The organism is Paenibacillus sp. JT31N17 (assembly GCF_056269255.1).
The window spans coordinates 500,015-512,741 of record NZ_JBWDNP010000002.1 but is presented as its reverse complement, the minus strand read 5'-3'; the positions used below and the strand labels follow the sequence as shown (position 1 = coordinate 512,741).

Annotated in this window: 11 protein-coding genes; 2 read left to right on the top strand and 9 right to left on the bottom strand. The window is 52.4% G+C overall.

Annotated features, from left to right (window positions below; genetic code table 11):
• Positions 1-38 precede the first annotated feature (38 nt).
• Complete coding sequence (locus AC0YOB_RS09795) at positions 39-947, top strand: AraC family transcriptional regulator (protein ID WP_475792684.1); 909 nt, start codon at positions 39-41, stop codon at positions 945-947.
• A 144-nt stretch (positions 948-1,091) separates the two neighbouring features.
• Here the strand turns inward: AC0YOB_RS09795 and AC0YOB_RS09790 are convergent, their stop codons facing one another.
• Positions 1,092-1,310 carry a hypothetical protein gene (locus AC0YOB_RS09790; RefSeq protein WP_210037345.1) on the bottom strand — a complete coding sequence of 73 codons (219 nt, stop codon included), beginning with the start codon at positions 1,308-1,310 and terminating at the stop codon, positions 1,092-1,094.
• A gap of 183 nt (positions 1,311-1,493) precedes the next feature.
• The gene (locus tag AC0YOB_RS09785) at positions 1,494-3,368 is read right to left on the bottom strand and encodes a beta-L-arabinofuranosidase domain-containing protein (protein WP_475792683.1); all 1,875 of its coding nucleotides are present in this window, start codon (positions 3,366-3,368) and stop codon (positions 1,494-1,496) included.
• A gap of 183 nt (positions 3,369-3,551) precedes the next feature.
• Between AC0YOB_RS09785 and AC0YOB_RS09780 the strand changes: the two genes are divergently transcribed.
• Positions 3,552-4,403: a helix-turn-helix transcriptional regulator gene (locus AC0YOB_RS09780; protein ID WP_475792682.1), complete on the top strand. Its 852-nt coding sequence runs from the start codon at positions 3,552-3,554 to the stop codon at positions 4,401-4,403.
• A gap of 188 nt (positions 4,404-4,591) precedes the next feature.
• On the opposite strand, the gene AC0YOB_RS09775 is transcribed toward AC0YOB_RS09780, so the two are convergent.
• The 7 genes from AC0YOB_RS09775 to AC0YOB_RS09745 all read right to left on the bottom strand — a co-directional run bounded on the left by AC0YOB_RS09775 (position 4,592) and on the right by AC0YOB_RS09745 (position 12,651).
• A complete protein-coding gene (locus AC0YOB_RS09775; RefSeq protein ID WP_475792681.1) occupies positions 4,592-6,601 on the bottom strand; it encodes a methyl-accepting chemotaxis protein in 2,010 nt (669 codons plus the stop codon).
• Positions 6,602-6,842: 241 nt separating this feature from the next.
• Entirely contained in the window at positions 6,843-8,012 is a 1,170-nt protein-coding gene (locus tag AC0YOB_RS09770) for a cation:proton antiporter (RefSeq protein ID WP_475792680.1), read from the bottom strand.
• A gap of 3 nt (positions 8,013-8,015) precedes the next feature.
• Positions 8,016-8,507, bottom strand: a complete 492-nt coding sequence (locus tag AC0YOB_RS09765) for a cation:proton antiporter regulatory subunit (protein ID WP_475792679.1) — start codon at positions 8,505-8,507, stop codon at positions 8,016-8,018.
• Between the two features lie 70 nt (positions 8,508-8,577).
• Positions 8,578-9,666 carry a GerAB/ArcD/ProY family transporter gene (locus AC0YOB_RS09760; RefSeq protein ID WP_475792678.1) on the bottom strand — a complete coding sequence of 363 codons (1,089 nt, stop codon included), beginning with the start codon at positions 9,664-9,666 and terminating at the stop codon, positions 8,578-8,580.
• 32 nt (positions 9,667-9,698) lie between these two features.
• Positions 9,699-9,917: a hypothetical protein gene (locus tag AC0YOB_RS09755; RefSeq protein WP_475792677.1), complete on the bottom strand. Its 219-nt coding sequence runs from the start codon at positions 9,915-9,917 to the stop codon at positions 9,699-9,701.
• Positions 9,918-9,919: 2 nt separating this feature from the next.
• Complete coding sequence (locus AC0YOB_RS09750; RefSeq protein ID WP_475792676.1) at positions 9,920-11,122, bottom strand: Ger(x)C family spore germination protein; 1,203 nt, start codon at positions 11,120-11,122, stop codon at positions 9,920-9,922.
• Positions 11,119-12,651 (bottom strand): spore germination protein, encoded by a 1,533-nt coding sequence (locus tag AC0YOB_RS09745; RefSeq protein ID WP_475792675.1) that lies wholly within the window; start codon positions 12,649-12,651, stop codon positions 11,119-11,121. The genes AC0YOB_RS09750 and AC0YOB_RS09745 overlap by 4 nt, the downstream gene beginning before the upstream one ends.
• Positions 12,652-12,727 lie beyond the last annotated feature (76 nt).

Here is a 12,727-nt window from a genome sequence, read left to right as displayed (position 1 = left end):
AACGTTTGCCGACTTTTATATCGAAGGGGGTACCGGATGTGGAATTGAAGGCCGCATGCCTGCAGTGGAACGAGCTGACGCCTGTCGTTTCGTATGCCAATCTGTATACAGGCGATCCAGGAGGCTCATTCGGTCCGCGGTATATCGCGGATTATCAGTTTATTCTGGTCGTTTCCGGGCAGGGGCAAGCCCTTATTCAATCCGCAGCGTACGAGGCGAAGCCAGGGGATTTATTTTATTATGGGCCCCATGTTGTCCATACCTTTACAGCCGACCGGCAGGATCCGTTCATTCTGTACGGCATCCATTTCTCCTGGCAGGCGCCGCTGCCTGCCCGCGGGGGCGTCAAAGCGATATCGGTCATTGAAGTGGATTCAGACGAATCCCCTGCGCCAATACCAAATACCATGATGATTAAAAGCGACAAGGAAGAGGATTCCCTGATGTTCGGGGATAAGCAGTCGCTTCATCTGGATCGTATTGAACCGCGGTTTGCCAGAATCGTGGAGCTTTACCGGATGGATTATGATTATATCCCCCTCCTGCTGAGATCATTGTTTCTGGAGCTGATCATCTCCATCAAGCAGGGGGAGCAGCTTCCCCATCTGGGCCGTGCCACCGGCAGTCCAATCGTCCGTCTCGTCGCCGAGAACCTGCATCGGCATGCCGAGGATAAATATGACAGGGGCTGGCTCGAAACATGGACCTCCTACCATCCCGATTATATCAGCCGGGTTTTCCGCAGGGAGACGGGCCTTGCGCCTTATGATTATTTTATGAAGGAGAAGCTTGCGCTTGCCAAGCATGCGCTCATTCATTCCGATGAACCTCTCGCCCGGCTTGCCGACCGGCTCAGTGCCGCCTCCATTCATGCGTTTACCAAATGGTTCAAAGAGCATACCGGTCTGCCGCCGGGCAAATACCGGCAGTGGAGCCGGATGATCTGATCCTCTTGTCCTTTCCTTGCGCTAATCTGCAAAATAAAACCGGCCCCGTGTCGTTGGACATTGGGCCGGTTTTATTTTGCGTGTCTCAGGTAAGGCGGATATGTTCCCATCCTATCAACTAATGGAAGGAAGGCAGCGTTATATTTAAGCGCTGCAGCCTTCGCATTCATAATATTGATCTCCGGTCGTTGTCCGTACTTCAAGCAAGTCGCCAAGCTGGATATCCTCAACCTCCGAAAATTCGAAATCGGCGATTTTGAGCAGCACTTTCGCGCGCGCTTCCTCTTCTGTTTCAGCAGACCAGCTGAATTCACCTTTTTTACCGGACGATTTCACTTCAAAAGCGAACAAATATCGTGCCATATGGGCCAGCCTCCTTCTTGTCATCCATTCGTCTTACTCTCTTATTATACCAAACCTTTGACCATAAGTGCGCCTTTTTTCTTCTGAAAAGACTTTATTTTCATATATTAAACGGAACTGGTCAAGAATAAACGGCTCTGCCGTCCGCTGGCGGCAGCGTTCATTTTTTCCCATAAAATCCTGTCAGCGCGTTCCTGGCTTGCGCTTGCCGATAAGGGGAAATTCCCCGATCCGCAGCTTTGCGCTGCCGTATGGAACAAGAGCAAGCTCCTTCAGCGGTTGTCCCTCCGTATCCGGATGAAGCGGCGGCGTTCCGGCGCTGTTGCCCTCCATCTTCCATTCGCGGACAAGCTGGCCGGTTGCCTTCAACCGAACGGGCGCGTTCGCCGCATCGAAGGGCTGGTAAGGAATATCCGCCAAGCTTACTTTATAATCCGTATCGGAGAGAAGACCGTATTTCCATGCCGAACCCGGGTAAATCTCCCAATCGTGAAACATCTCGCGTCTGGTGAGCAGCTGCCAGTTCTCCTGGATCGGAAGTGCATACACCAGTGGTCCGCGTTCCACGCTGAACGCGTACAAATTACGCGATACTGTCTTGACCTCCATGGGCAGATGCAGGAGAAGTCTGTCCTGATCCCCCCACTCGCGCTCTACTCTCGCATATCCGTTCACAGACTGAAGGACCACAGGTTCACCGTTCACCGTCAGGACCGGCGACATGCACCATTCCGGTATGCGAAATGAAATCGCAAAGCGCTCCGGCTGCGCAAGGGTAATCATGATGGCGACCTCATCCCGGAATGGATAATCCCCGCTGACTTCCAGCTTCGCTTCAACCCCTTCCCCTACCTGCGTGCTGATTGTACAAGGCGCATAGGATACAGCCGCCAATCCGCCTTTGCCGTCCAGCATCCATAAATGGGATGCCAGCTTGGGCCAGCCCTGATGCATATTGGCCGTACAGCAGCCGAAATGCGGAGTCAGACCAAACAGGTTGGCATCGGGTCCGTTGCTCCAGCTGCGCGGTGCGATATTGCAGACAATCTGGTTCACCTGCTGATCATATTGATGTGAAGTCCAGTCTCCGGAAATCGCTGCAGGCAGGGCATTAAATGCGACCTTCTCCAGAATGTCACCGAATCTTCCTTCACCGAATATGCGCGTCAGCTGCTCCATCGAGAACATGTACTCCACAACGGCGCAAAGCTCGACGCCCTGACTCGGGTGGGTGCCGGAGAGCCATTCATCGCCGGAGAACATGCCATGCGCTTGTCCATGATAGGTCATCAGGCTGTCAATGCCGCGGTGCACGGCCTCCCGCTCCAGAGGCTCACCGCTGAGTTCATACAACACACCGGGTGTTTTGATCCCCATCGCCACGTTGACGACATGGGTTTTCCAATCCCATTCCTCCACCTTGCGCCAGAACGGAAAATCGTGAAATACCTCCGTCCAGTCTATCGTCTGCCCCGCTACCTGCCGGGCCAGCTCAAGCAGGAAAGCGTCGTTTGTTCTTTTGTACAGCCATTGAATACTAAGCAGCATTTCCGCACCGCGGGCCTCTGCCCATCCCTGAAGCGGGTTCTCTGCAATCGTCGAGTGAACATATTTGAAGAAAGACGTGAGGAACGGTATGATCCGCGTGTCCCCGGCAGCTTCGGCATGCTGGGTCATGACCTTCAGCATGATCATGTAATGCCACCAGTCCTGTCTCTTGTTCACATCATTATTGACCGTTTCAATGCGTTCCGGCCCGAATGAGCCGTCTTCCTTCTGGCTGGCAAGCGACCACTCTACCCAACGGTTCGCCTTGGCAATCAATTGTTCATCCTCCAAGAGGTAAGCCAAGGGCAGCAGCCCATCAACGTAATAAGGTCCCCGTTCCCAGCTCTCGCCCTTGCCGCCGAGCCAGCCGTTGTCAGTACCGACATCGGTCCACTGCTCATCCAGATGTCCCGTAAAGCCGTCCGCTTGAATCCGCAGCTGATTCCGCAGCCAACCGGCAGGTTTGATACGTCCGAGCGGCAGCGCTTCAAAAGCCGTCCTCAGGTTCATTGCCATTTCCCCTCCCGCTTATGCATTCCTGCTCGAATATAACATGTATGGCACGAAATTCAGATATCCGAATAAAACCGGTTTTTATCCAATCACAACATCATAAGGAGTGCCTTTCTTTTGCGTGAACAGCGGTAAGAGCTTATTATAGAAGAAGCTCATTTAAGAAGGGAGATGCTTGCCATGCTCCAATTCATCTCTCCACCCATGCCGCATTTTATCGTCTGCGGCGAAGACACCTATCCGATCGGTGGCAGGCACCCGAGCCGCTCGGGCATTGGCGTATTCGACCTGCTGGTCGTGACCGGAGGATGCCTTCATCTGGAAGAAGCGGGAGAAGTCTATTCCGTTTCAGCAGGGCATTTCGTCCTTCTCCGCCCGGATCGCGCCCACCGGACGACAACGCCTTGTGAGGAGGAAACGCGCTTCTATTGGCTTCACTTTCAGACATTCGGTTCATGGAGCGGGGAGAAGGAGCCGCAGCCGTTCACTCCCCCGCAGCAGGACTATTCAGATATGCAGACGGAATCGTTCGTCTTCTATCTCCCGAGGTTCGGGAAGCTGCTTGATCCCGAAGCGATGACCGACCGGATCAGGCAGCTCCGACTGCATCAGATCCAGCCGTCTGTCTCTGCAAGGTGGACTCAGCAGCAGCTGTTTCAGGAGCTTCTTCTGCAGCTTCAGGAGGAGAGCGGCATGTCCGCCGCCAGCCCTTATCTGGCCATTGCCGACGAGGCGGCAGCATTCCTCAGGCGGCATTACAAGGAGCCCCTCGGCTACAAGCGGATGTCGGAGGAGCTTCATTTTCACGCTAATTATATCGCCGTCTGCATGAAGAAGGCCTTCGGCTGCACACCGCTGGAATATGTAACCCGCCACAGAATCGAACAGGCCAAACGCATGCTCATCCACAGCAATCATGCCATTGGCAAAATCGCCGAGGAGACGGGTTTCGGCTCCTTCCCTTACTTTATCCGCTGCTTCAGCCGCTATACCGGGTTCAAGCCCAAGGAGTTCCGGATGCGTTTCCGCTAAAGCAAGAAGAAACGGGCGGTCGCCGTCCGCTGGCGGAGCAGCTGGTTATTTTCCCTCAGAAAGGGAGAAAAATATGGCGTAATTTTAACCTTTCATCCTATTAAAAAAACCCGGAAACCGAAATGAAATGCCCGGTCAGGCATTCATTTAAGCTCCGGGGGTGATGGTTCCCTGCAGATTAATTTGATCTATGTTTGAAATACTTTGACCAGTTCCTTAAGCTCCCGCATCATCCGGTTAAGCGATTGGGCCGATGAGGTAATGCTGTCCATAATCGCGGACTGCTCCTCCGACGAGCTGGCCACGGTCTGGGAATTATCCGTTGCGACTTTGGCTATGCTAACCATACCGTCAATGGAAGCGGTAATTTGCTCCGTCCCCGCAGAAATTTGCTCGGTCGTCGCGGAAACCTCCTGCATTTGCTCCGACACCTGGCGGACAGAGGAACGGATTGTGGCAAAAGCCTCGCCAACATGCTGCATCTTCGTTATTCCGCCGCTGATTTCCGTTACGTTCTTCTCCATGGAATCCACCGCCTGGGTGGAGGATTGCTGAATGAGCTCAATCAGTGCCACTATGCTGGATACCGAATCCTTCGTCTGCTCGGCCAGCTTCTTGACTTCGTTCGCCACGACAGCAAAGCCTCTGCCTTGTTCTCCCGCCCTTGCGGCTTCAATAGATGCATTCAATGAAAGCAAGGCCGTCTGGTTGGAAATATCCGATATCACATCCACGATGTTGCCGATTTCCTCGGAATGCTTGTTGAACTGGGTGATTACAGAGGCGGCCTGATCCGCTGCCGTGCCGATTACATTCATTTGATGGATGGCGGAATCGATCTGATCATACCCCTTCTCCACCTCATCCGTCACATTGCCGGTCTGCTCGGAGATGCTTCCCGATGATTCGGCTATACGCTGGATGCCCACTGCCATTTCCTCCATGGCGATAGAGGATTGCTCTGCGCCTTCCAGCTGCGTCTGAGCCCCGCTTGCCACCTCCTGGATGGATGCTGCGATATAGGCGGCTGCTTTGGAGGACTGCTCGGCCGATTCCAGAAGCTCCTCCGAAGCCAACGTCACCTGATTGATCGTATGATTGATTTTCATGACGATCCCCGCAAGCGTATCGATCATGGCGTTGATATTCCGGCTCATGTCGCCAATTTCGTCCTTGGAGCGGGTGTCAACCCTTTCGTTCAGATTGCCTTCCGCCACTTTCTTCATCGCAGCCGATATGTTCAACAGCGGCCTGACAATGATTCTGGTAATATAAATCGAGACCAGCACGATCAAAAGCAGAACCGCCGCCACCACGATGATCGCAATCGTCTGCGCTTTGGCTGCCGCTGCGTACAGCTCGCTTGTCGGCGCAGATACGATCAGCTTCCAGGAGGTATTGGGAATACTGTCATAATAGGTTAACATTTCTTTTCCGTTGTTATCCTTGTATGTGATGCTCCCGCTGCTGTTTCCCTGAACGGCTGCGAACGCCTTCAGCGCGCTTGGGCTTGTCTCGAACCCGGTAATTTTTTTGCCGATCCGCGTTGTGTCGGCATTTGTATAATACTCACCAAGCCCCGAAATGATAAAGCCGGTACCCGTTTCCCCTATTTTGATGCTATCGGTCAAGGCTGTAATTGTCTCGGGGGACACCGAGGCCGAGAGCATCCCGTTCACATTCCCCGAATCATCCAGGATCGGAACGGCAATCGGAAGCACATAAGCGCCTGTTTTTTTACTGACGATCATATCCGAAATGACCGGCTGCTTCGTTTCCAGCACCTTCTTGAAATATTCCCGGTCGGCAACGCTGATCGAGACATTGTCAACGCCGATGGCATTGCCTTTGAGATCAATCAGATTAAAGCCGCTGACCTGATTATCGCTTTCATCCAGGATTTTCAACAAGGGCAGCAGCTGTGCGGGCTTGCCTGCTGCGAATTCGGGATGAACCTTCAGCAGCTCCTGCATCGACGATATCTTCAACTGCATCCAGTCGTCGATTCTGTCGATATTCAGCGTAGCGATTTCGTGCTGGACTTCCTTGCTCTCGGATTTGGTGATGCCAAGCAGATAATTGGTGAAAAAAACGGCGGATCCTGCTAATGGGACGATGGAGAGGATGAGGATGACTGCGAATAATTTTGCGCGTATTGACCTGATTGTGAAGCCCCGCCTCGACGTTTGGCTCTTCATGATGATACTCCCCCAGTTGACTGATTAAACTCACCCTATATTTCGGCTCGTTCCAGTCAAAAGTTGAGTAGTCTTGCAAAATAGGCAAGGTTAAGCGCTTTAACGTCCGAAGAAGACGTTTTCTCCAAAATGAAGCAGTCCTTCTGTCAGCCCTATCATAAAAGGTTTGCCGGATTGGGTCGTGCTTCTGCTCATAAAGCTGACGCAGTTTCCAGCCTCCCTTTGCCAGCAGACCCTGACATCATTTCGTCCCTGCGCGCACCTTCGATCCGGCAGGTTTGCCAAGCAGCTTCCGGGTAAGCCACGGGGCGAGCTGGAACAAAGCAATCCCCAGGACAACTGAGACCAGAACGAACAAGCCGGACAGCAGCTTGATGGAGCCGGCCGCGAGACTGGCGATTACGACCGAGAATTCTCCCCGGGTTGTCAGAGACAGTCCGGCCCGCAGAGAGGCTTTCTTCGAAAGGCCATACCACTTTCCGCCGTAATAACCCGTGATGATTTTGGCCGCCATCGACCATAAAAGCAGTGTAATAAACAAACCTATGTATGGAATTTGCTCGCCTAGTGACACCGTTGTGCCGAAGTATACAAAAAACAAGGGCAGCAGCAGGTCGCGCACCGGCAGTATTTTGGTTTCGATATCTTCCGTTTTCCGTACGCCGGACAGCATCATCCCCGCCAGGAAAGCTCCAAGCACTTCAGACAGACCCAAATAAACGGCAAGACCGCCGTAAGTCAAAGCCAATCCGACTGTCAGGACAATATAATAATCCTCCGAGAATATCCGGTCGAAGAAATCATGCAGCCTGGAGAACACAAATCTTCCGATAAGAATGGCTCCTGCCGCAAGCAGCGCGACTTTGCCCAGCACCAGCAGGAAAAAAGCCGGCGAAAGATCCTGTCCCTCCACAATTCCGATGAGCAGCGCGACAAAAAGAGGCGCAACCAGATCCTCGAATATGAGCAGGGCAAGCATAAATTCCGACTCTGCGTTCGCCATCCGCTTGGTGCTCTGCATCAGCTTGGCTGTTACGGTTGAACTGGTAGCAAATACCACACCGCCGATCAGCAGGGAAGGTACAAGCTCCAATCCGAAAGCAAAGCAGATGCCAATTGTAACAAGCAGATTAAGGGCAGCATCAAGCGTTCCGGCCGGCCAGACCTTCCCCGCAATCGACTTCAACCGCCCATAGGAAAACTCCAGACCCAGCAGAAAAAATAGCAGGACGATGCCAAACTCACCCGCCGAATGAAGCAGATGGGAATCGCGCAGCCAGACTCCGGCTAATATCCCGACCAGGATATAAAGAATAATACCCGGAACCCGGAATCGGGCTCCGGAAATTGCAGCCAGGTATAAGGAGAGGAGAAGGATACCCGCTCCCAGAAGCTGGGGCAAATGCTCCATCGGCTAGAGTCCCCCCAGACCTTTGCACACCTGAGCCAGCTTTGCGATCTGTTCATTGCTTCCCAGCATCATAAGCGTGTCTCCGGCTTGTATGATGAAATCCGCATCCGGCACGGCGACCACCTCATCACCGCGCACAACCCCGGTTATAGAAGCACCGGTTTTGGTACGGATTTTGGATTCCCTGATCGGTTTGCCGGCAAGCGCGGAGTTCGGACCAACCTCCACCCACTCGATCATGATTTTATTTTTGAACATTCTCATTTGGTCCAGATCCACCGGCTGATAAGTCGCCCCGAGCAATTGAGCCCCGAGCTCTCTCGTTTCATCCGCTGTCAAGGAGAAGCCCGTCCTGCATTCCTCTTCGTCCTCGTCAAAAAAATAAAGCTCCCGCAAACCGGTATGATGAACAATCAGGACAACCTGATCGTCATTCGCTGTCGTCATGGATATTCGTTTGCCGATGCCCGGCAGGTCACTCATTTTGATCTTCATGCTTGCGCCTCCTTAGATTTTCCCGATGGCATATACCCATATTACCACAGGAACAACCGCTGGCAAGCACCTACAATGCCTTCTTCTTCCGGATCAGGGAGACCAGCAGCAGCAGGGCGGGTACAGCGACCAGAAACACTGTAGCGAAAGCGGACCAATAAGTGATTAGAAAGTATTCCACATAGATGATGTTCGTATAACAGGCGAGCGACAGCACAATCATCCCGATCGCCAGCGGCCACAAAAATACCCTCCTGTCCCCGATGCCGGTCACCTGGGAGAAGCCGATTATGCTGGAATGGAAAACAAGCGTAATTTTCAAAAAAATCGAGCAAACCCAGATAAAAATCATCAAGCCCTCGATACGCTCGATAAACCGGCCGAATTTGATGTTCTTGGCCAGCGTGTAGACCGGATAGAGGTTGTTCGCCGTTAAGGCGTCTCCCAGCACGCCTATGCTGCCAAGGGTAGTAAGGATCAAGACAAATCCGCCCAGCGCCGTGCCAATCGCAAACGCATTTTTCCGTCCCTTGCCCGAAGCGACAAACGGATAAACCATGAGCAGCACCGCCATCTCCTGAAACGCAAAAAAATGGCTCCCTCCGTCAAGAATGGGCATCAGGCCAAATTCCAGCACCGGCCTCAGGCGGTCAGAGTCAAATATGGGCAAAAGCGGAGCGGTAAACAATATTAACAGGAGGACAACCCATATAAACAGGATTTCGGATGCGCGCGAATATCCGGTAAAGCCCTGGCGCACGACCAGCACAATGCAAACCACAAACAATATCTGCAGCGCTTCGATCGGCGTTTCGGTCATAATCTGCGAGCTCATGAAGTACCCCATATCTCCGAGCATTAATGCGGCAAGCAGATAGCAGAACAGCGTGAACAGCAGCCCGACCAGCTTCCCTGCCCATTTACCGAGCAGTGTCTGGCTGTACTCGACCAATGTTTGGCCGGAGTGGCGTTCTCCCAGAACAGCATACAGCCAGACAAGGACCAGATTGATGGCAATCCCGGCAATGGCAGCCAGCCATGCATCCTGCTTGGCGGCGAGAGCCAGTCCGTTAGGCGCAATCAGAATCGAAGTGCCGATCATGAAAAAGAACGTTAATATCGTAAATGCCCGAATGCTTATACGCTCGCTTCCAATCATGGTACCCCTCCCTCGATCCGATTGCTTTCATTTCAATGCCCCGCCCACTTGAACAAGGCTTCAATCCCGACCAATGGATTAGGAATCGGCACATGGAGCTTCTGGGCAATGAACAAGCCGCAGGCGGCAGACAAAAGCACGATGAAAACCGTTACTTCCAGCTTGCCTCCCTTCTTCCGGATGAGCCTGATTTCAAAAATAGAAATCACGCAAGCCACCAGAAAAATCCCAAATATGCTACCCGCTGCCATTTTTACTTCCTCTTTTCCTCTTGAATGGGTTGAGCGGTGCTTCCGATCTTCCTCAATTCAACAATGGAATGGATATGTACTTTAATGTCGGGAAATACGGTATTCCAATCCTTGATCCGGTGCCACATGGCAGGCTGCTGGCGATGAACCTCCTGGCCAAAACCGAATATATCCGAGCGAAGCTTCTTCTGGGCATACTCCACTCCCTTTTTCAGCAGCTCAACAACTTTCTCTTCTCCCGCCTTGCGGAATATATCAATCGTCTCCACTTTGCTCATATCCAATTGGCATTCCACATCGGATACGTCCAGCTGAAGCCGGACCGTTGCGTCAATGACAGGCAGTTGGCCTTCGCGTCCCACCTTGATTGTCGTCCTGGAATGCGTTATATCAAGCGAAGCATAACCGCCATCCGGGCATTGAACAACACCAAGCGTCTGATGAACGGAATCCTGCAAATAGTTGAGTGCCTTTGTCTGGTCTTCATCCAGCCAGCCTACCATCCGTTCCCCATTAAAAGCGGCCATTCCCTCGTATTCCAGAACAGCTGCAGGCCTGATGCTGTTATTGTTCATCTGTCTGAAGCCCATTCCTTTATCGCCGGCGATTTTTATAGCGGTCATAGTCGGATTCTTGCCGGTTGTCATCAAGTCCATCAACAGGCGGTCAAGTGAAATTTGGCCTGTTGCGGCCCATAGATTATCGGAATTGCTCAGCTTCATATATATATTGTTAGCCGGTATCGGATCCATGGAGCTGAAGGTGCTCAGTATTTCTTCGGGTGTCGATTTTTTAGCCACTACTAGAAAAAAGTCATTGCGCATCTCGGGATTGCGGGATATATAATCGATGGACCTATGGATGCCTTGACGAGCCAATGTCTCCCCGAACACAACCATCCGCAAGTGGGCAAAGTACAAGCGCTTGGAGGACAGCAGCGATATTTTGCGAATCGCTTCCGGCACCGTTTGGCCCGTATTGGCATAAGTAACGATAGGCTTCAGGATGTTTGACATCCCGTAGCGCGTTGACACCTGGCCTGGATTAACAACCTGAACCGATACTTTGTAATCCTCGCCCTCCTTGTCTATCCCGATCCCGACAACAATCGCCAGCTCATTGAGCTCATGCCGGCTCCAGCAGCCAGAAAGCACAAGCACCAGACATGAAACCGCCGCCAGCTTCCACACATGCCGCAGCGTCATGACTCGCTCTCCGGCCCGTCAGCATAATGCTTTTGCCGCACACGATTCTTTGTCTTCATGCTTCCAGGGCGCAGCATCATCCAGGGAAGAGGCAACCGGAACAGGCTGTCCTTCTGATCTTTAAAATGAATGGGAGCCATCGGAGACATGTAGGGCACGCCGAATGACTTGAGATTGCATAATCGCACCGTAATGAGAATAATCCCGAGAAACACGCCGAATAGACCGAACGTGGCTCCGAGCGCCATCAGGGCAAAACGCAGAATCCGCGCAGCTATCCCCATATTAAACGCAGGCATGACAAAGTTGGAAATGGCGGTGATCGATACGACGATAACCATCCCTGCCGTAACCAGTCCTGCATCGACAGCAGCCTGGCCAATAACGAGCGTTCCGACGATTGATATCGATTGTCCGACTGTTTTGGGCATCCGGACACTCGCTTCCCGCAATATTTCGAAGGTAACTTCCATAATGAGAGCTTCCAGAAAAGCGGGGAAGGGCACGCCCTCGCGCTGGCTTGCCAAATTAAAAATCAGTGTCGTAGGCAGCAGCTCTTGCTGGAAGGTTGTAAGCGCGATGTAGATGGAAGGGGTCAGCATGGTCAGATGGAACGAAAGAAACCGGAGAATCCGGATCAAGGTGGCAAAATCCGCCCTTTGATAATAATCCTCTGGCGATTGAAAGAACTGGACAAACAGCGCCGGCACGACCAGCGCAAAAGGGGTGCCATCCACCAGAATGGCCACCTTTCCCTCCAGCAGCTGAGCCGCAACGACGTCCGGCCGCTCCGAGTTGAATACGGTCGGAAAAGAAGTTAACTGCTTGTCCTGTATGAATTCCTCGATATAATTGCTTTCCAGAATGGCGTCGATATCGATACGGTCGAGCCTCTTCCTTACTTCTTCAAGCACATCGTCATTGACGATCCCTTTCACATAGGCAACCACAATAGTCGTTTGCGTTTCCCGCCCGAGTACGCGGGATTCCATCCATAGATTGCGGCTTTTGATTTTCCTGCGCAGCATGGCCGTATTCCAGCTAAGCACTTCGCTAAAGCCTTCGCGCGGTCCTCGAACGACCGATTGAACGCTCGGCTCCTCTACCGGACGGGCTTTAACATCAACCGTGTCGACGGCGAGCGCTCTGTGCGTCCCGTCCAGCATCACGATGCAGTAACCCGCCAGCAGATAATGAAAGAGCTCCCCGAGGCTGAAAATATCGATAATATTGGCATCGGTGAGTATGCTTTGCTTCATGGCATCCATGCATTCAGAAGGCTGCAGACAGAGACTCCCTGCAGTTTCGGTTTCGCTGAACAGATCGCTGATCTTTGATTGCAGGGCCGATATCCCTTCCGTATAAACAACGCCGGCGTGGAGCATGGAGCCGTCCGACAGCCGTTTTTGAAAGGTTCGGATCTTGATATCAAAGCTGTTTCCAATTTCACGTTTAATGTTAAACAAATTTTGTTCAAGAATGTCGCTCAGCTTCTCATTCGCGTCTTGGGTTTCGTTGGGTTCCATCATCGGTGTCACTCGCTTCCCGTTCTGCTTCAGCTTCTAACAGCTTCACCGATGGAGGGACGGTTTAAACCTTGCCCGC

Bases quoted from the DNA above. Each gene is read 5' to 3' on its own strand.
- AC0YOB_RS09790 (WP_210037345.1), bottom strand. From the start codon at position 1,310: ATGGCACGATATTTGTTCGCTTTTGAAGTGAAATCGTCCGGTAAAAAA.
- AC0YOB_RS09785 (WP_475792683.1), bottom strand. From the start codon at position 3,368: ATGAACCTGAGGACGGCTTTTGAAGCGCTGCCGCTCGGACGTATCAAA.
- AC0YOB_RS09780 (WP_475792682.1), top strand. From the start codon at position 3,552: ATGCTCCAATTCATCTCTCCACCCATGCCGCATTTTATCGTCTGCGGC.
- AC0YOB_RS09775 (WP_475792681.1), bottom strand. From the start codon at position 6,601: ATGAAGAGCCAAACGTCGAGGCGGGGCTTCACAATCAGGTCAATACGC.
- AC0YOB_RS09770 (WP_475792680.1), bottom strand. From the start codon at position 8,012: ATGGAGCATTTGCCCCAGCTTCTGGGAGCGGGTATCCTTCTCCTCTCC.
- AC0YOB_RS09765 (WP_475792679.1), bottom strand. From the start codon at position 8,507: ATGAAGATCAAAATGAGTGACCTGCCGGGCATCGGCAAACGAATATCC.
- AC0YOB_RS09760 (WP_475792678.1), bottom strand. From the start codon at position 9,666: ATGATTGGAAGCGAGCGTATAAGCATTCGGGCATTTACGATATTAACG.
- AC0YOB_RS09755 (WP_475792677.1), bottom strand. From the start codon at position 9,917: ATGGCAGCGGGTAGCATATTTGGGATTTTTCTGGTGGCTTGCGTGATT.
- AC0YOB_RS09750 (WP_475792676.1), bottom strand. From the start codon at position 11,122: ATGACGCTGCGGCATGTGTGGAAGCTGGCGGCGGTTTCATGTCTGGTG.
- AC0YOB_RS09745 (WP_475792675.1), bottom strand. From the start codon at position 12,651: ATGATGGAACCCAACGAAACCCAAGACGCGAATGAGAAGCTGAGCGAC.